The 18,961-nt window shown below is 60.2% G+C and carries 11 protein-coding genes; all 11 read right to left on the bottom strand.

Annotated features, from left to right (window positions below; all coding sequences use genetic code 11):
* Window positions 1–93: 93 nt before the first annotated feature.
* The 11 genes from llg_RS11510 to llg_RS11460 all read right to left on the bottom strand — a co-directional run bounded on the left by llg_RS11510 (window position 94) and on the right by llg_RS11460 (window position 18,958).
* Window positions 94–1,236, bottom strand: a complete 1,143-nt coding sequence (locus tag llg_RS11510) for an endo-1,4-beta-xylanase (protein ID WP_338290075.1) — start codon at window positions 1,234–1,236, stop codon at window positions 94–96.
* Window positions 1,237–1,365: 129 nt separating this feature from the next.
* Window positions 1,366–2,679 (bottom strand): SGNH/GDSL hydrolase family protein, encoded by a 1,314-nt coding sequence (locus tag llg_RS11505; protein WP_338290073.1) that lies wholly within the window; start codon window positions 2,677–2,679, stop codon window positions 1,366–1,368.
* 17 nt (window positions 2,680–2,696) lie between these two features.
* Window positions 2,697–5,111, bottom strand: a complete 2,415-nt coding sequence (locus tag llg_RS11500; protein ID WP_338290071.1) for a glycoside hydrolase N-terminal domain-containing protein — start codon at window positions 5,109–5,111, stop codon at window positions 2,697–2,699.
* Window positions 5,112–5,183: 72 nt separating this feature from the next.
* Window positions 5,184–6,458, bottom strand: coding sequence for a glycoside hydrolase family 43 protein (locus tag llg_RS11495; RefSeq protein ID WP_338290070.1), 1,275 nt, complete (start codon window positions 6,456–6,458; stop codon window positions 5,184–5,186).
* Between the two features lie 165 nt (window positions 6,459–6,623).
* On the bottom strand, window positions 6,624–8,600 hold the full coding sequence (locus llg_RS11490) for a glycoside hydrolase family 97 catalytic domain-containing protein (RefSeq protein WP_338290068.1): 1,977 nt from the start codon (window positions 8,598–8,600) through the stop codon (window positions 6,624–6,626).
* Window positions 8,601–8,708: 108 nt separating this feature from the next.
* The gene (locus tag llg_RS11485; RefSeq protein WP_338290067.1) at window positions 8,709–10,325 is read right to left on the bottom strand and encodes a glycoside hydrolase 43 family protein; all 1,617 of its coding nucleotides are present in this window, start codon (window positions 10,323–10,325) and stop codon (window positions 8,709–8,711) included.
* A 207-nt stretch (window positions 10,326–10,532) separates the two neighbouring features.
* Window positions 10,533–13,394 (bottom strand): autotransporter-associated beta strand repeat-containing protein, encoded by a 2,862-nt coding sequence (locus llg_RS11480; RefSeq protein ID WP_338290066.1) that lies wholly within the window; start codon window positions 13,392–13,394, stop codon window positions 10,533–10,535.
* A gap of 391 nt (window positions 13,395–13,785) precedes the next feature.
* Complete coding sequence (locus llg_RS11475) at window positions 13,786–15,141, bottom strand: hypothetical protein (protein ID WP_338290065.1); 1,356 nt, start codon at window positions 15,139–15,141, stop codon at window positions 13,786–13,788.
* Window positions 15,142–15,343: 202 nt separating this feature from the next.
* Entirely contained in the window at window positions 15,344–16,840 is a 1,497-nt protein-coding gene (locus tag llg_RS11470; RefSeq protein ID WP_338290064.1) for a sugar ABC transporter ATP-binding protein, read from the bottom strand.
* Between the two features lie 7 nt (window positions 16,841–16,847).
* Window positions 16,848–17,843: a substrate-binding domain-containing protein gene (locus llg_RS11465; RefSeq protein ID WP_338290063.1), complete on the bottom strand. Its 996-nt coding sequence runs from the start codon at window positions 17,841–17,843 to the stop codon at window positions 16,848–16,850.
* A gap of 23 nt (window positions 17,844–17,866) precedes the next feature.
* Complete coding sequence (locus tag llg_RS11460) at window positions 17,867–18,958, bottom strand: ABC transporter permease (protein ID WP_338290062.1); 1,092 nt, start codon at window positions 18,956–18,958, stop codon at window positions 17,867–17,869.
* Window positions 18,959–18,961: the final 3 nt, after the last annotated feature.

Here is an 18,961-nt window from a genome sequence, read left to right as displayed (position 1 = left end):
CTCTTGAGGCCAAGAATCGGCATCTGATGAAAAATTGCAAGAAAAAATTAAACGGTTAATTTTGAAACTTCGTTCGCAATTTCGCCCGCTTGATCAACGATTTCGTTGCTCTTTGGCACTGCCTAGAACCGAGAAAAACGCGGGCTTCGGCTTCAAATCACGGTCAATCAGCAAGGGATGATTGGTGCGTCCGCGGATAGGAAACCCATTCAGCCAGGTCTGGCCGTCATCCAGACCCCACAAGGTCACCCGGGCAACCGACTTGCGGTTCCGGAGATACACACTGAAGAGATCAGCATAACGCTTGGCCAGTTTTTGCTGCATCTCCGCCGGCAATCCAGAGACATAGGGATCCAGGGACGCGTCTCCCTGTTCGCGCCGATTGATGTCGGCAATGGATGGATTCCCCCGGGATGGGAGAACGTCTACATCCAACTCGGTCACCATCACTTTCAAGCCGAGCTCGGAGAACGCCTTGATCGTCTTCTCGACCTCATCGAGTGACGGCTTCTCCAGTTGGAAATGGGACTGGGTCCCGACGCCGTCGATTGGCACCCCGCGATCAAGCATTCCCCGGAGCAATTTCACGCAGTTGCTCCGCTTCCGCTCGTTTTCCAAGCCATAGTCGTTGTAATACAGTTCTGCCTTCGGATCGGCTTCCTTTGCAAAGCGGAACGCTTGATCGAGAAAATCGTCGCCGATAATTCGCCTCCACGGCGAATCACGGAGCACATCGGGCCCTCCATCGGAAAGCGCTTCGTTGACGACGTCCCACCCCTTCACCCGTCCCTTGTAGCGGCCCACCACCGCATGAATATGGTCGCGCATGCGCTTCAGGAGCACTTCCCGGGTCGCCTGCTGGCCACCGTCCCCTTGGAACACCCATTGGGGCGTCTGGCTGTGCCAAACCAGGGTGTGACCGATCAATGCCATCTGATTCGCTTTCGCGAAATCCGCGTAGGCATCCGCCGCCTTGAAATCGTACCGCTCCGGTTGGGGATGCAGCGATTGCCACTTCATATCGTTTTCCGGAGTGACGGACGAAAACTGCCGCGAAGCGATTTCCGCCGCCTTCGTGTTCCCTCCGGAAACCGTCCGGCCATTGAGCGCCACACCGATGAGGAAACTGCCGTTGTAAGCACTTCGGAGCGTTGGGGCAGCCGGCTCGACACCCGATGCGGTCAGAATTCCGGCGACCAAGGCGGGTGGTAGAAAGTTCAGGATTTTAGGGAACATCGTTCGGATGAGGTTCGGTTGATAGAGAGACAACGGGGTTTCGCCTTTCAGCGGACGGATTGGATGGATTCCAACGCGATCTTCGCTGCCTGAAATCGTCCAAGCCCATTCTATTGCCGCACTGGAGAATCATGGAGAGAACTGTTTCAGATCCACTGCAGCCGCCATGGCCTGATAACCGGCCGGATTCGGGTGCAACCCGTCGCTGCTATAGGCTGGTAGAAGTTTATCGGGATTCGCGGGATCCCGCACCACGGCATCAAAATCGATTACCCCGTCGAACACCTTGTTCTCCCGCAGCCACTTGTTCACGTCCTGGCGGCAAGCCTCGCGCTCCGGACTGAAATAGGAGTGCCCGCCAAAAGGCGTGATCGTGGCGGCATAGGCCTTCATGCCCCTGGCGCGTGCCTGCTTCGCAAATTCGGTATAGGCTTTGATCAGACGGCCTGCCAGATCGGCCACGGCCGGACCGCGGGCCCCACCAATATCATTGACGCCCTCGAAGAGGATGAAATAGCGGGCTCCGGATTGCCCGGTCACATCCCTTTCGAAACGCTTCTCCGCCGCAGGCCCCAAGCCTCCGAAGATCCCGTTGCCGCCAATCCCCATGTTGACAACCCCAAGCCCGGCAGTCGGCGGATGGGAGCTCAAGCGCTTCGCAAACGTGTCCGTCCAGCGATCGTTGCCGTCCGTGGTGGAACCTCTCCCGTCCGTGATCGAATCACCGAGAATCACGATCGAGCCACGGTCTTTACCGCCCTCCACCTCGATGCCGGAAAGAATATACCAGTGCTGGGTCTTGGTTGCCGTCGGCAAGGTCGCCGCTGAAATCGCATCGGCGGGAGCAATGAACGAGGTCGTGCGCGAGCCGGAATGCCCGCTGAGCGCCGTCTCCGAAACCTGGCCGAACTGGAGACTGATCCCAACATCCGCGGAAACGGGAAGGTCGAAAGCCAGCGGGTCCGACACCACCGCCGCACCGGGAGGAATGACCACTTCGTGACTTCCCTGGAACGCGAGAGCCCGATCTGTGGCAGGATCAATGTCGCCGTTTCCCGCACTGCCCATCGCCGCGGCTCGTGCCACATGGGCTGCCTTCACCACCACCGGCTCCTTGCCAAAGGCATTCGACAGGCGAAGGCGAAGCGTTTTGCCTCCGACCGAAGTGTGCACGAATTGGCGCAATACGCTGTCGGCGAGGGGCACCGGCGGCATGTTCCCGGCATCCGTGACCTGTGGGGCACATCCCCAGGTTGTGATCCATGGGGTATCGGCAGCTCCGGCGATAGCAAGAACGGCGCCCCATATCGCCATGCCGAGGAACCCGAGGCATGCTTTCACCGCTTGCGCCGGGAATCCGGCCGTCCGCGGAAAGGCAGCCATTCCATTGAATGATGATTCGTTCATACTTCCTTCAGAGATCGGTGGTTTTTCGAAGATCAAAGGTCGGGCATTGTCGCTTACTGGCCATTCCAACGGAAGCTCCCTCCCTTCGGGATCTTGAGATCGCGCTTGGCCTGTCCGCAAACCAGACGGGTGGAACTCCCGGCGATCGAACGGACATTCGCTTCCACCAAGGCGCCATCCTTCCAGGTCACATCCACTTCAAAGCCGCCCCGGGCACGCAGGCCCTTCACGCATCCAGAGGGCCAGGACTTCGGCAGCGCCGGCAGGAATTCAATCTCCCCGAGACGGCTCTGCACCAGCATCTCGGCGATGCCCGCCGCACCGCCGAAATTTCCATCGATCTGGAAGGGCGGGTGCGCGTCAAACATGTTCGGATACGTCAAGCCGGGTGCCAACAGGAGCTTGATGATGTCGAACGCGTGGTCTCCGCCGCCGAGGTGTGCCCAAAGGCAAATACGCCAGGCAGTGGCCCACCCCGTGGCTTTGTCTCCACGGATCTCAAGGGACTTCTTCGCCGCCGCGGCCAGGGAGGGAGTGCCCCGCAGCGAAATATCCCGCCCGGGAAAGAGCCCATACAGGTGGGAAACGTGGCGGTGGTGGAGATCGCCCGCCTTCATGTCCCAATCCGTCATCCATTCCTGCAATTGGCCGGCACTTCCAATTTGGTTCGGAGCCAGACGTCCACGCGCGGATACGAGTTGCTTGCGGAACTCGGGGTCCACACCGAGAATCTCCCCGGCCTTTATCGTGTTGGAGAACAGATCACGGAGTATCTGGTTGTCCATCGTCGGCCCCGCGCTCAGCGCGCCTCCGGGGTGTCCGTTCTCCGGGGAGATCGAGGGATTCGTGACGAGCCACTTGTGCTCCGGTTCCTCCTGCAGAGTGTCCAGGAAGAACTGCGCAGCCCCCTTCATCATCGGGTAGATGCGTTTCAGCACCTGTTGGTCGCCGCTATACTCGTAGCGGTCCCAAAGGTGGAGACACAGCCAAGCCCCTCCCGTCGGCCACATGCCGGCATCGGCAAAGTCGATCGGCGCCGTGGCCCGCCACAGGTCGGTGTTGTGATGCGTCACCCATCCCCGCGCGCCATACATCTCCCGTGCCGTCCTCGCTCCGGTCACCGACAGGTCTCCGACCATCGCCATGAGCGGCTCGACGCATTCGGCCAGGTTGCCCGATTCCGCGGGCCAGTAATTCATCTCGGTGTTGATGTTGATCGTGTACTTGCTCTGCCACGGAGGATTCAGGCTGTCGTTCCACATGCCTTGCAAATTCGCCGGCTGGCCTCCCGGGCGTGAGCAGCTGATTAGGAGATAGCGGGCAAACTGGTAATAGAGCGCCGCGAGCTGAGGATCATTTCCCTCTCCAAACTTCTGGATACGCTCGTCCGTCGCCAGCTTCATCGCCTCGCTTCGCCCCAGGTCCAGGGTAACGCGGCGAAACAGGGGCTGATAGTCCTTCAGGTGGCCGGCGCGGAGCGAATCGACATTCTTCCTCGAGGCGGCAGCGATCAGATTCCTTACGATCGCCTCGGGATCTCCGCTCACATCCTCGTAATTTTTGTAACTCGTGGCCGCCGCCACCAGAACAGTGACCGAATCAGCTTTGTCCGCGGCAATGCCAGCCGGAGAAGAAGTCACGCTGCCGCCGCTGGCAATGACCCGGACCCGGGCCTGGTAGCTGAGCGCTCCAGCAATATTACCGGCTCCGTTGCCGCCTTTCCCACGCATCACCAGGGAATCCCCGTCCACGGTCTCCACCGTGGTGTCCCTCATCGGGGATTTCATACCGGCCGTGAAGGATATTTTCCCCGGCTGATCCGCTGTGAGCCGCACCACGATCACATTGTCCGGCGCGCTCGCAAACATCTCCCGGGTATACTTCACGCCATCGCTCGTGTAGCTCACCGTCGCGATGGCGGTATCGAGGTCGAGGGCGCGGCGGTAGTCCTGAACCACACCCGCAGGGAAGGACAACAGCAGATCCCCCACCGTCTGGAACGCCATCTGGCTCTTCGGCCTGGCGATGACCTTCTCATTGACCAACTGCCCGGCTTCACGAAATTTTCCGTCGAAAACGAGCTTCCGCACCTCGGGCAGGGCACCCTTCGCCTCAGGGTTCACCGGGTTGTAGGGCCCACCCGCCCACAGGGTGGCCTCGTTCAGCTGAAGGCGCTCGTTGGCTGGCTGGCCAAACACCATCGCCCCCACCCGCCCATTCCCGATCGCCAAAGCCTCCGTCCACTTCTGCGCCGGCTTGTCGTACCAAAGCAGACTACTTTCGTCAGCGGACACGGTGTTGGATACCGCCAACAGGATCGCCGACATGGCCACAGCGATGCTACGAATACGGTCGATCATCATCATCGATTGAACAGGTTTTCTTCGATCCACGGGCAGCCACTCTCCCTGGCGAGACAACGGGAGCCCGAATACTTCGATTACGATGAAACGTTTTATTTGTTTCACCTTTCCCGAAATATTCTGGTTCCTCGCGGTGGCAATTCCCCGGCTTCCACCGGCAACGGCGGTCCGACCGCATTATTCGAATTTCCAGCAGTCCACATTGAACAGCGGCTTCTGCCCACCGGTGAATTTCAAGTACAAGTCCTGCACGCCCGCAGCACCAGCGACCTCACAGGAGACGCTCTTCCAACTCTGCCACCCACCCGTGTTCTCCACCCTGCAGGTTCCGACGAGTTTACCATCCGCTCCGCCCAACCGGAGCTCGATGTTGCCTCCCTCTTCCGCGCTGGCTACCCGGGCGCTGAATTTCTTTGCCCCCTTGCCACCGAAATCCACCCCAACCACGCGCACCCAGTCCCCTTGATCAAGGCAGCAGAGATTCATTCCTCCTTCGCTGCACTTCTCCGTTTCGACTCCGTGCTGTGCATTGGTCGTCTCCCCTTCCACCCTTGTGTAGGGATTGAGATTCCCCGCTTGGGCGACCCCGTTTGTGGTGTATACCACCTTGCGGATCGCGCCATCCTCCTCGAAACCAAATTCCTCCAGGGCCAGATTTCGGCGGAATCCGGTCGGAATACCCGCCTCTTTCGCGACGACGCGGTTGTGATAGACATGGAACCAGCGCCCCTTGAACTCGAACTCCGCGGCGTGATTGTTGTCGTTGTTGATCGGAGGCTGGTCCGCCACGGTCCCCCGGTAGGTGAATCCTTCCGTCGGCTTGCCGCCGGTCATGTAGTCGATTCTCATTCCCGCCTTCGGATTGCTGGAGTAGGCGAAGTAATAGACGCCCTTGCGTTTGAACATCCACGATGCCTCAAAAAAGTTCGGGGCATTCATCTTCATCACCTCCCCGTCGAGTGTGATCATATCCCGCTTCAATTTGGCCACCCGCACGTTGTCGTCGCCGTTCCCGCCGAAATAGATGAATGCTTGGCCGTCGTCGTCGATGAAAACCCCGGGATCAAAAAGCCACATGTTCTTCGCCGGTTGCACGCCGGGCGTCCGCCCATCGATGAGGTATTTTCCCAGGACATCCTTGAAGGGCCCCAGCGGGTTGTCCGCGACCACCACCCCGATGTTGCCACCACCGTTTCCGAAATAGAGGAAATACTTCCCGTCCCGCTCGATCGCGGAAGGAGCCCAGGTCTTCTTCGCCCAGGTGGTTTCCTTCTCCGCCCGGAACACGGTCCCGTGATCCGTCCAGTTCTTCATGTCGCTGGATGAAACACAGACCACGTCGGGAATCACATAGCTACCCTGGACCGGACTCTCATCGTCGTCCGAGCAATAGAGGTAGACCCGGTCCTTCGTCACCAGCGACGAAGGATCTGCCAAGTAGCGATGGGACACCAGAGGATAGTCGGCGATCAGAGAGGAGGAAGATGCCGCAAAGCAGAGAAGAATCGGAAGTTTGCAGGATTTCATGTGAGTTGATTGAAGAGGATTTTCATTATGGCGCAAACAGGCCAGGAAGAGCCTGCTCGGCAGGCACCGGGAGGATGACGTTACAGCCCGTTATTCAAACAAGACCGCTCCCCCGCCCGCCTCGAGTTTACAGCGGACCATCCCGTCATCTCCGATTCTCACGGTTGAGAGCTCGGTGCCACCGCTCGGCGTATCGGAAAGAAGTTGGAGCGCCTTGCCTTTGAGAAAGGGCAAGGAGAAGGATAGCTCCCTCTGTTCCTTGCCCGCATGAGTCGCGGCGACGTACCATCGACCGCCCGACCGGCGGGCGATCACGGCAAATTGCCCAGGATAGCCGTCCACATAGCGGGTTTCATCCCAAACGCAGGGCACCTTCTTGAGAAAATCGAGAACGAATTTTGGCTGTTCTGCCAGATTATCAGGAACCAATCCAAAATGCTGCAGCGGCGATTGATAGAGGACGGCCGTGGCTAGCTGGAAGGTATCGGTCGTACGACGAAGCGTGCCCCGACTTCCATCACGTGCGAACCGGCGGCTCAAGATCACCGGGCCGTAGTCCATGGCAGCCACGGGATTGCGAACAAACGGAAATACGGTGCTATTGAATGCTTCCCTGTCAGCGAAACCCTGGCTGAACACCAGATTTTCCGAAGCCGTGACCGCCTCGCTCGTCATGTGGTTGGGATACATTCGCTCCCACCCTCGGGGTAGCGTCGTGCCGTGGAAGTTCACCATCAGCCCGAACGCGTTGGCATCCGTGAGAATGTCCTCATAGAGCTTCATCGTGGTCTGCTTGTCCCCTCCGAAGAAATCCACCTTGATTCCCTTCACCCCGATGGATTTCATCCATGACATTTCGCGCATCCGTGCCGGTGCCGTGTCCATGCAATGGAGCGGTGTCTGGGGAGCATCGTTCCAGGAGCCATTGGAATTGTACCACAGCAGCACCCCGACTGAATGCGATGCAGCCTCTTTCACCAGGCTGGCCATCTTCTCCCGGCCAATGTTCTTATCCCACAGGGCGTCAACCAGGATATACTCGAACCCCATACGAGCGGCCATCTCGACAAACTTCCGCTGGTCATCGAGGTTCATGCTCGGATCCTGCCAGATCAACCAGCTCCATGACGCTCGACCAGGCCGGTAGTCTTGAGACGCGGGATAGAGCGGCTTGACGACATCGGTGGACACCGTGGTCTCCACGATGGGGGCAAGGCTCGACCCCAAGGTCAATGTTTTCCATGATGTGAGGAACGGCAACGCTCCATTCACCGTCGCATCGCCCGATCCCCCATTCTCAGCCGGCTCGGGAAACGCGATGGAGTATAGACCTTCTGGAGTCGGATCACTCAAGCGAGTGCCGGCATAGCCCGACGACACACCGGTCTCGGAAAGCAACATCCATCCCGACGACCCCACGCGAAACAACGCCGGGAATGTAAAGCCGAGGCCGGAGCCCGACTTCTTTCCCACGGGCTCGTCGATGAGATACCCTTCCTCGTAGCTCGGCTTGGTAGCGGCAAATCCACCACCTGCCCGTGCCTGCGGGGAAACGAAAGCCTTCGCGTCTTTCGGGATTCGGAAACCTGTTGCTTCCCGTTGAATCACCACGTGTGTCCGGTCCTTTGAAGAAAGCCGATAAGCGAATGCGACATCCCGATTGCTAACACGGCAAATGACATCCATCGAGTCGCCTTTCGCATTGGTGAACCGGCTGGTCATTTCTCTCGCCGCATAATGGACTTTGCGCACCTTACCGTGGGGCAGCTCGTAGTCATCACCCAGATCTTTAAACGAAACTCCCGCATCCTTTAGATCTGAAGAAAAGCTGCCGATACTCGTCTCCAACCCCAACGGGGATGGCTCCAGAAAAACCGCGCCGTTCCGGCTGATCTGAAACGTTGGTCGGCCATCCATCAGCTCGATCTGCACCGCGATCAATCCATCCGGGCTAGTTGCTTTTTCCGCCACAGCAGTCCCACACCAGCAGGTCAACAGGGCAGCAAGGAGGCCGGGTAAGCCTGCGCGCCGCTTGCCCGCGAAGACCTCGATAACGTTATACGACATTCTCATGTAATTATCAAAAAACGGACCTCGGAATCGACCATCTTCATCGGCAGCAATGGAAAAGCCACAATTCGATTTTGCAACCGATCCCGAATATTCATCACATATCTACTCCGGCTTATCGGAGAACCGAAAATAATCGACATCAAGAAGACCCGGACCTGGCGACGAATTGTAACAAAATATCGCATATTGCGGCCCTTGAAAGGTCCCCGTCCGCCAATCGTAGGTAGCAGGAAAATCTCCTCCAAGCAGACGCCACGCCGTTCCATCGGCGCTGTAAGCACAGCGAGCCCTACCTCCCCTAAAATCGAGTTCAGTACGCAAATAGAGGTCCTTACCCTCAAATGCTTCGTGAGAAACGCGTTCCGCCCGACGGCTTTCCCCGACAGTATCCTCGATCACTTCCATGCTGAGGAAAAGTCTGCCGTCGGCCTGACAATTCACGGCAATGTGGCCATTGTATTTCCCCAAGGTTCCAAATCCGCAGATGTCTCCCGGCTTGAGATTTCTCAGGTCAAGTTTGACGTCGCCGCGGCTCCAGGGTCCCTGCCCCTTTTGAGTAAGTGTGTTTCTCGCCGTCCAGAATCCATCCGACTTGGTTGGCTTGAGTCGTAGGAAACCCGGACGCTCAGTCAAAGACCAACGAGTGTCATCTGGGTTGTGGTTCCAGGCCCATTGGAGCCCGAGAGCGGTCCGGCTGAAATCATCGCTGGTCGCCGGCTGCATGATCGGCACTCCTTGGACCGGCTTCCTTGCCGTTGCTGGAACCCTTCCCGGCGCTTCCTTCTCTCCCCATACCGGCCAGCCATCCTCCCAGAAAATCGGGCTCATGTTGGTCATCCGACCGGCAAACCGGTCGTCAATCATGACGAACCCGAAATCCCTCCCATCCGGCAAATCCACGATGGCCCCTTGATGTCCCCCTGTCTTGTCATCGATCTGAGGACGGGTTTCCCATGGTCCCTTCAGATTCTTCGCCCGTGACACTGTCAACGCCAGCTTCCCTGGAATCGCATTGAACAAATAATACCATTCGCCCCGTTTGACCAGTTTCGACCCCTCGGCGCCCTTGTTGAAGTGCACCTTCTGATCGGATACCACCTTGGTCAAATCATCGCTAAGGGTTAGGAGCGTCACCGTGCCGTCCCAACCTCCGGAGGTCACGATGTACCCCTTGCCATCGTCGTCAAAGAACAGTCCCGGATCGAAGGCCGCACGATCCAGAATTTGGACAGACCACGGGCCCCGCGGATCCTTGGCTCGGTAAATCCGGGTTTTCTCTCCAGATCCGTTCGGAGTAACGGCGACATAAAACGTGCCTTTGTGGTAACGAAGGCTCGGAGCGAAGACGCCGCCGCGATAGGCGTTACCACCGTTCAAATCGTATTCTTTCCGGCCCTCAAGCCGAGGCATCACGTGGGAGCAAAACTCCCAATTCACCAAATCCCTAGAATGTAGCAGGCGCAGCCCCGGCGAGTTGGCGAAAGTGGTGGTCGCCATATAAAATTCATTCCCCACCCGAATGACGTCCGGATCGGGATAGTCCGCGTAGAGCGGCGGATTCGTGAACGTTCCGTCTCCATTGTCAGCCTGCCAGGCACCCAAGGTGCCAACACTGCAGACCAGAGCCATCACCATAATGATCCGCACAATCATTGCCCGGACTGCATCTGAAACATCCGATGGCGCGATCCCGGGAAATTGAGGGAGTTTTGCAATCACGGTAGAAATTTTTCGAACTATTATCCGGGCCCGCACGGTTCGCGGCTCGGTTGACAGGGAGTGGAAGGCGTCCAGATACAGGAATGGGTTCAAAACGAACCGGTATGCCAATATCCTACCTTGCAGGTCATTGATGGTCGGAACCGATGACCGGGACGGTCCGGAGCCGGATTTTCTTTCGATCGATCCAGCTCCGGTAAGTTCGTCTCAGTTTGGAAGGACAATGAGGCGCGCGAACAGTTTTCCCTGGCCGGTTGGCAGGGTGTAGGACACGGATGTACCATTATCGGCAACCGTAACCGGCGTCCAATTGATCAAATCGCTCGAAGTCTGCACCTCATAAAGGCCACTGAACGAAGGATCCTTCGGCCATGTGATTGTGCCGTTCACCGGCACGGGGTTCGCAGTGAAGGAACTCCCTCCCTGTCCCATGAAGTATTCCACCCCGTTCCGCACTCCGTCGGAATCATAGTCCATGTCAGCGGACTGGTTACCGGCGTTCGTCGCAGCCCAAACGGAGTAGGTGTTGGCTGGCCCGCTCGCCACGCTCACCACGCCGGTGGTGCCACTGAAGTGGGTATCATCAATATGCGTCGCTCCCGAGCCAGTAGCGCCCCAAGTACCACCAGGCTGCTGGATGGTTCCGAAATAAAGGGTGGCCACCACCTCGGTGCCGGTTGCAGCGATCTTGCCGCCGTCGATTACCAGTTTGCCAGCGTCGGGAATCGAATTCCCGCTGACCGCCAGAACCCCGCCAAGGACGTTCGTGTCGCCCGTATAGGTGTTGGCACCGGACAACGTCCATTTGCCGGTACCGGTCTTGATCAATTGCATCCCGGTGGAGGCCCCATTGGCGATGATGCCTGCGAACTCACCGGTTCCTGCGGTGCTCCCTTGCAGGGTCAGGCTTTGGATCCCGCCGGACAATGCCGTGTTCGAACTGAATTTCAGGTTTCCTGCTCCCGACTGGTCTACAATGGCAGACGAACTGGTTCCAGCGGTCGAGCCGATGACCAAAGCCGTAGTCTCGCCAGCCCCCGTATACAGCAGCCGTCCACTGTTCGTGTTGCCGCCGAGATTAACCTGCGTGGCACCGGACAAGGCGTTGGCGATCGAGTTCACACTGAGGACCCCGCCGCCACCGACGGTGATACCAACGCCGTTGGCCGGAGTGAGGGTGTTGTGTCCAGTCAGTTCCACGGTCGCGGCCCCTACCACGTTGATGAGGTTGCCCGCACTGGTCGCGGCACCGACAGCCGAAATCGCGTTATTACCGCCCAGCGCGAGCGTCCCCGCTTCCACCCGGATCGCGGAGGTTCCGTTAGCGTTCGTGGAAATTGCATTGTTGCCCGCGAGGCTCTGAGTTCCCACGCCTGCCTTTGTGAGGGTGGCTCCACTGGATACAATTCCGCCATAGGCGAGCGATCCGGCAGCGACGTTCAAGGTCACCGTTTGGAGAGTCCCCGAACTTCCAATGGTGCCGGTGGTTCCCGAAAGGCCACCGACCGTCGAATTGCTGCCGTTCGTGTCCCATACCGAACCATCTTGAAGGACGATGATGCCGGTATTGGTGACGGGAGTGTGGAGAGTCTTGCCCCCCTTGATCGTCACGGAACCACCTGTTGTTCCGTTCAACCTGCGGATGTTCGCGGAGTTCACGTTCGACCCGGTGGAGATGTCCCCGATGGTCGTGTCGAAGATCGCCCCGCCTGCATTGACGTCGAAAGTATTGTCGGCGTCGTAGATGGTGATGCCCGTGGCGCTTCCGCTCTTGAGCGTGCCGCCATTGAAGATCAATGCGACCGCCGCGCTACCGGTGAAAGCATCCCCATTCAGGCGGAGTTCTCCGCCATTGAATTCGAGGTTTCGGAAGGCGCTATTACCACTGGTCGTCGCGCCAGCGGCGGCAAGAGAGCCGCCGGACACCCTGAAATTACTGCCCGTGCCGAGGTACTGGATGCTCCCAGTGACCGTCGTGCTCCCCGCGCTGACGACTGCGAATCCATTGCCGCCGGTATGGGAGAAATTTCCACCGACGGTGTTCGTTCCCGAAAGGGTCAGGTTGCCCGCGCCATTCATGGTCAGGTCACCGGTAACGGCGTTGTTGCCGGTCAAAACGGCATTTGCGGCGTTGCTCTTGGACAGTGCTCCGCTGGTTGAAATCGCGGAGGAAAGTGTCACGCTACCGGAAACACTGGAGATCGCCAATGTTGTCGCGGAAAGCGAACCATTCGAAATGGTGTCACCGCTTGCAGCTCCTGCGCTGACGGTGACCGCACCAACGGTCTGGGTGGTGCCTCCGAGATTGAGGGAGCCACCCGCCAGCGCCAACGTGCTGGTTGTGGCCCCAAGTTTGCCAGCCCCCCCTATGGCAACGATTCCGGCGTTCACTGTCGCACCACCGCTATTGTTCGCGGTGCTGGAGATTGTCAAAGTTCCGGTGCCCGATTTCGTGATGGCGACTCCGCCAACCGAGATGGTTCCATTCAATGCCCAATTGCCTGTCCCATCAAAAGCAAAGGCATGAGCTCCCCCGCCCCCAAGGGCACTGAACACCACTTCGGAACCAATCGATGCCAAACCGGACGAATTGTTCAAGAACGCATGGGGAGTTCCGTTGCCCATGATCACATTGAAATTCGAGCCAGCCCCGTCTCCCAGCGCGAATGCCGCGGAACTGGAGGCATTGGAAATCCCGGAGAGGCGCAATTGGTTTCCGGACGAGTCGATGCTGACGCTGCCGGTTTGATTGGCGGTCAAGCTCACCCCCAATCCGGCCTGCCCCGCTCCGCCCCCGAAATTGGTATTGGTGTAGGAAAGGACCAGATTGCCCGCCACCTGACCGTCGAAGATGGCCGTGTCCCCCGCCGTCGTCGGGAGTGTATCGTTGGTCCAGTTCGCCGCTGTGCCAAAATCCGTCCCTGTCGCCGAGGCACCACCATCCCAAGTCTGATTCGCGGCATGAGCGGAATCCAAGCAAAGGAACGTTCCGACGCTAACGATACCGAGGCAGAAAACGAGGAAGTTACCGAGGGGAGAGGCGTTTGGGCCAGTGAACTTTGGTTTCATGATGAGGAGAACGTCGTGTCGGCGGTATGCCTACATTCGACAAATTAAATGTTTTATTAAGGGTTGGTTGAATCAGTAGCACCCATTCACGGGTCCGCAAGCAGAAAATGAAACGTTTAATTTAAATATCTTGACTTTTAGCATGATCAATCACCGGCGCCGAAGCTCGGATGAGACGGCATTCCGGGTCGGCCAAACGGTCGACCTTACCTACGCGGCCTCCAAATGGTGGCCGGCGGCACCAGGCCACCGACCACCGGGCTGTTACCTTATCCCAGAAGCCCGTTGGAGCCCTGGGAACGGCGCCCCTTCCACAGGGAGTGAAATCGAAAGAGAAGTCCGGCTGCATCTGCAGATTCCTTCGCATGAACGGGGACATCACGAGGCTCCCTTAGATCCCCGGGCGGGCTCCGGAGACCAGTTTCCAGGGCGTGGCGGCGGGAGACGAAAGGTCATAGGGCGGACCTGGCCCGCGAGCTGGCTTTCCATCATCAATACGGAAGACCGGCAAAATCGGGCAACCAGCAGGATCTCTTTCGTACGTGACACCCACCTCTTCGATCATGAGGTAGGCCAAAAACAGTCCACCTGGCACCTCGCTCACCAAAATATCGATGGGATACTCAGCGGATTCCCGGGCTTCAAATTCCAATCCCACTCCCAATCCACGAATGTCCGTCTTCGCCCGGGACGGCATGGCCTCGTATGAATAGATGGTCAATGGCTTGGGCATGGCCAGATCCCTGCGTGCCCGTTCGAATTCGCGATCCTCCACTTTCCCAGTCAGTTGGTCAGCATGTCCCGCGAGCTTCACGTTCGCGGTCGGGCCTTCATAGCCGTAGTCGAAAACGTTGCGGTTGTTAAATCGAACCACCACGATGTCATCCCCTGCTCCAACAAAGCGGAACCGGCCCGTATGCGGCGGTTTGACCACCCCGCGGTAAATGACCACCCACCGGGAGCCCGACACCTCTTTCTCGCAATTGAATGCCTTCGGAGCATCGTCGGCGCTCATCTGCGGAAGATAAATCTTCGTCTGCACCAGCTTTTGCGGGGATTTATAGTAGCTAGCCTCGAAGGTCCGTTCGTTCCATCCACGGGACACGAATCCATGGATGATGTCGCGCGTCCCTTCCATGATTTCACTCCAACTGGTTTTCTCCCCAAGTGATGTGGGACGCCGCTTCGGATCCTGTTTGAGATCGTAAAAGGTTCCAATCAACCCTGCGGCACCGGGCGAAACGATGCCGAACGGATTCACCGTACCACCACCACCACCCAACCCTGGCCCCATCCCACTGCCGAAACCTTTTCCCTTCCCGTCACCCCGCCCTCCCCCGGAACCGCTGCCTCCGAGACCACCGGAAAGTCCGCCCGCGCTCAGCGAGCCCACCGACGACATCTCCGAGGCTGCGTCCGGCTCAGGAAGAGTGAATGCGCTCGCCACTCCCTTGGCTGCCATCCGCGGCGTGTTCGGCATGGTCATCGATGCCCGCTGCTTTTTATTGCTGACCTCCTTGACTCCCGGAGTCCCGCCACCGCCCCCCTTGGGCATGAAATCGACCTCCACTTTCTTTTCCGGAATGGTCTGAAAGATCCAAACCACTCCGAAAATCAGAAGAGCCAAATGCACGAAAATAGAAATGGAAAGGGAGCCTCCACCCATTTTTTTCCATATCGAAATGCCTGCTCGCTTCCGCCGGGTTCCCTGTCCGGCCATTTGATCTTGGCTCTGGTCGCTATCCATCGTGAAGGAGTTTGAAAGTGGATCACAATCGCGGCCTCGCAGGGCTGCAATGAACAGCTTCAGAGTTCCCGTGAGATCTGAGAGAAACCAAGATCAATCGTTTAATTTGTATGTTTATATCAGATCTTGTGATCTTTAGACTATCGGCAGAGCATGATCGCGCGACCTGTTGGGCACATCGCTTTCTCTCCGAGCTCTCTTCCTACGCCGCCACGCCCGCCATCAGGCGCAACACGGTATCCTGCGTCGCCGTCTCATGCCGCAGCTCGCCCACCAGGTCGCCCTCCCGCATCACCAGCACCCGCGTCGAAAGGTTCAGCAGCTCCGGCAGCTCCGAGGACACCAGCATCACCGCCAGCCCCTGCTGCGCCAGGTCGTCCACCAGCGCGTGGATCGCCGCCTTCGCGCCGACATCCACCCCGCGCGTCGGCTCGTCCACGATCAGGAACCGGCCACCGCGGGCCAGCCACTTCGCCAGCACCACCTTCTGCTGGTTGCCCCCGCTCAACGAGTTCACCGGCGCGTCCAGCGACGCCGCCTTCACCCGCAGCTTCGCGAAATACTCCTCCGCCACCTGCTTCTCGCCCGCGTGGTCGAGCACGCCGAAACGCCGCAATCGGTCGAGGATGGCCATGCCGATGTTCGAGCGGCACGACATCCCCAGCACGCAGCCCTGGCGCTTCCGGTCCTCCGGCACCAGCCCCACCCCGGCCGCGAGCGAGGCCCGGATCGAGCCGAGCTTCAGCGTCTCGCCGCCGATCGTCACCGTGCCGGTCGCCCGTGGATCGAGCCCGAAGATCGCCTGCGCGATCTCGCTGCGGCCCGCGCCCACCAGCCCGGCGAAGCCCACGATCTCGCCCGCGCGAACGTCGAACGACACGCCGCGGAATTTCCCCGGCGAGCTCAGGTCGCGCACGCTCAGCACCACCTCTCCCACCCGGCGGTCACCGTGGGCGGGAAGGTAGTCCTGCACGCTGCGCCCGATCATCATCGAGACCACCGCGTCGTGCGTCATCTCGGCCTTCGCCAGCGTCCCCACGTACTGCCCGTCCCGTAGCACGCTGATACGGTCGCAGAGCCGGAACAGCTCCGGCATCCGGTGGGAGACGTAGATCGTCGTGATCCCGCGGTCCTTCAGACTTTCGATCAGCCGGAAGAGGTTCTGCGCGTCCGGCTCCGCCAGCGAGCTGGTCGGCTCGTCGAAGACGATGATGCGCGGGTTCGTGCCCACCGCCGCGGCGATCTGCACCAGTTGCTCCTGCGCGGTGGAAAGGCTGCGCATCGGCTGCCACACGTCCAGCTCGATGCCGATGTCGCCGAGCAGCCGCGCGGCCTCCCGCGCCATCGCCGCCCGGTCCAGCACCCCGCGGCGGCGCGGGTAGCGGCCCATGCACAGGTTCTCCGCCACGCTCAGGTCCGGGCAGAACGCCAGCTCCTGGTGGACCATCGCCACGCCGGCCGCCTGCGCGTCGCGCGGCGAGGAGAAGGCATGGGCGGTGCCGTCGATCTCCAGCCCGCCGCCGTCCGGCCGGTGGATACCCGCCAGCACCTTGCCCAGCGTGGACTTGCCCGCGCCATTCTCCCCCATCAGGCCGTGGCACTCGCCGCGGCCGATCGCGAGGGAAACGTCCTTCAGCGCGGTGACCCCGCCGAAGACCTTGGTGATGCCGTCGAAACGGATGAAGCCGGAGTCGTTCATGGCAAAATCACTTGGCGAGCCACTTCTCCCAGTTCTTGCCGAACCCATCGACATTCTCCTTCGTCACCTTCGTGAGCGGATCGACCACCCGGGCGTCGGCGGGCGATTTGTTGTCGAGCACCTTGTCGAGCAGGATGCCCACCGACTTCGTGCCCCAACCGTAGCAATCCTGCGCCAGCAGCACCTCCACGTGGCCGGACTTCAGGTAGCCGAGCTGCGCCGGCAGCGCGTCGACCGACGCCACCTTGATCGAACCGGCGGGCCACTTCAGCGCGTCCGCGGTGAACAGCGGCCAACCGCCGATGAACACCCAGCCCTGGATGCCCGGGTTGGCGTTCTGCGCGGACTGCACCGCCTCCGCCGCCTTCTCCGGAGTCTCCACGTGGTAGAACACGCCGGGTTCATTGAGCTTCATCTCCGGATACTTCGCCAGCGCCGCCTTGGCGCCCGCCACGCGGTTCTGGAGGTTCGGCGCGCTCTGGTTGCCGCCGAGGATCGCGATGGTGCCCTTGCCGCCCATCGCCTTCGCCAGTTCGTCCACGGTGCGCTCGCCACACGACTTGTCGTCGGTGCCGTAGTAGGCGAAGCGCTTGCTGCCGGGAGCATCGGAATCGAAGCACATCACCGCCACGCCCTTGGCCACCGCCTTGTCGATCGCGGGCTGCACGGTGTTCGCCTCGGAGCAGGAGATCGCGATGCCCTGCGCGCCCTGGCGGACCAGCGCCTCGATCGCCTCGGCCTGCTTGGTCGCGTCCTCGTCGTTCGGCGTGCGGATCTCGATCTCCACCTCCACGTCGTGGCTGGCGGAGTATTCACGGGCGGCGTCCTTGGCTCCGGTCTGCGCGGCCTGGAAGACATCGTTGGTCAGGCTCTTGCCAATGAAGCCGATGAGGACCTTGCGTTTGCCGCCCTCGCCGGTGGCGGCCTTCTTGGTGCAGCCGGTGAAGGTGAGACAGCCCGCGGCAACGATCGCGCAGGCGATAAGGGATTTGGTGTTCATCATGGTGGGGTTTATGGGAGTGAGGTTCAGTGTTTGGCGGAGGCGCGGCGCGCGCGCAGGTGGGAGCCGAGGCGGTCGAGCGAGACGGCCACGATGATGGCCAGACCGATGATCACCAGGCGATACTCCTGCGCCAGGCGCAGGATGATGATGCCGTTCTCGATCAGCGCGATGACCAGCGTGCCCAGCAGCGCGCCAAGCGCCGTGCCGCGCCCGCCCAGGAGACTCGCGCCACCGACCACCGCCGCCGCGATCACGGTCAGCTCGTAGCCGGTGCCGGTGCTGGTGGAAGCGGTGCCGAAGCGGCCCACCGACACCATCCCGGCGATGCCCGCGCATAGCCCGGCCAGCGCGTAGGTGCGCAGCTTGATCCAGCCGACCCGCAGGCCGCTGAAGCGCGCCGCCTCCTCGTTGCCGCCGATCGCGTAGGTCTCGCGGCCCGCCACCAGCATCCGCAGGTAGAACGCGCCCGCCACGATGCAGACCAGCATGATCACCAGCGGCATCGGCTGGAGACCGCCGACCTCGATGCGCATGAAGTCCGTCGTGAACGCCTGCGGCAACCGCTTGCCCGCGGCCGGCAGGGTCTTCTCCGCGGGCAACACGTTCGCCAGTCCGCGGAAGATGCTCATCGTGCCGAGCGTGACGATGAAGGGATGCAGCGAAAGGCCCACGATCAGGCCTCCGTTGATCAACCCGCACAGCAGGCCGATCCCGAGCGGCACGCACACCGCCAGCGGCAGCACCTGGATCGCGGGGGCATCCGCGGGCAGCCGCTGGAGCACCGCCGCCGTGCCGAGCGCGGAAAGCGCCATCACCGAACCCACCGAGATGTCGATCCCGCCGGTGATGATCACCAGCGTGAGGCCCACGGCCATGATCGCATAGTAGGACATCGGCGTGGCGATGCCGTCGATGAGGTTGTCGGCATTGAGGAAGGTGTTCGGACGGCCGGGCGCGGCATCGTTCCAGCCGTGGATGCCGAGGACCGTGCCGATCAACAGCACGACCAGCAGCAGCCCCAGCTCCTGGCCGAGCGAACGCCTGATGGATGTCAACATGCCCGCGCGCGCGGGCGAGGGTTTTTCAATGGTGGCCACGGTTGGCATGGGATTCATGGT

Source organism: Luteolibacter sp. LG18, assembly GCF_036322585.1.
Taxonomy (GTDB): Bacteria; Verrucomicrobiota; Verrucomicrobiia; order Verrucomicrobiales; family Akkermansiaceae; genus Luteolibacter.
The sequence above is the reverse complement of the archived record's forward strand: the minus strand, read 5'-3'. Positions and strand labels throughout refer to the sequence as shown.

What these genes read in the sequence shown, in the direction of transcription:
- llg_RS11510 (WP_338290075.1), bottom strand. Translation starts at nt 1,236, where the DNA reads ATGTTCCCTAAAATCCTGAACTTTCTACCACCCGCCTTGGTCGCCGGA.
- llg_RS11490 (WP_338290068.1), bottom strand. Translation starts at nt 8,600, where the DNA reads ATGTCGTATAACGTTATCGAGGTCTTCGCGGGCAAGCGGCGCGCAGGC.
- llg_RS11480 (WP_338290066.1), bottom strand. Translation starts at nt 13,394, where the DNA reads ATGAAACCAAAGTTCACTGGCCCAAACGCCTCTCCCCTCGGTAACTTC.
- llg_RS11475 (WP_338290065.1), bottom strand. Translation starts at nt 15,141, where the DNA reads ATGGATAGCGACCAGAGCCAAGATCAAATGGCCGGACAGGGAACCCGG.
- llg_RS11470 (WP_338290064.1), bottom strand. Translation starts at nt 16,840, where the DNA reads ATGAACGACTCCGGCTTCATCCGTTTCGACGGCATCACCAAGGTCTTC.
- llg_RS11465 (WP_338290063.1), bottom strand. Translation starts at nt 17,843, where the DNA reads ATGATGAACACCAAATCCCTTATCGCCTGCGCGATCGTTGCCGCGGGC.
- llg_RS11460 (WP_338290062.1), bottom strand. Translation starts at nt 18,958, where the DNA reads ATGAATCCCATGCCAACCGTGGCCACCATTGAAAAACCCTCGCCCGCG.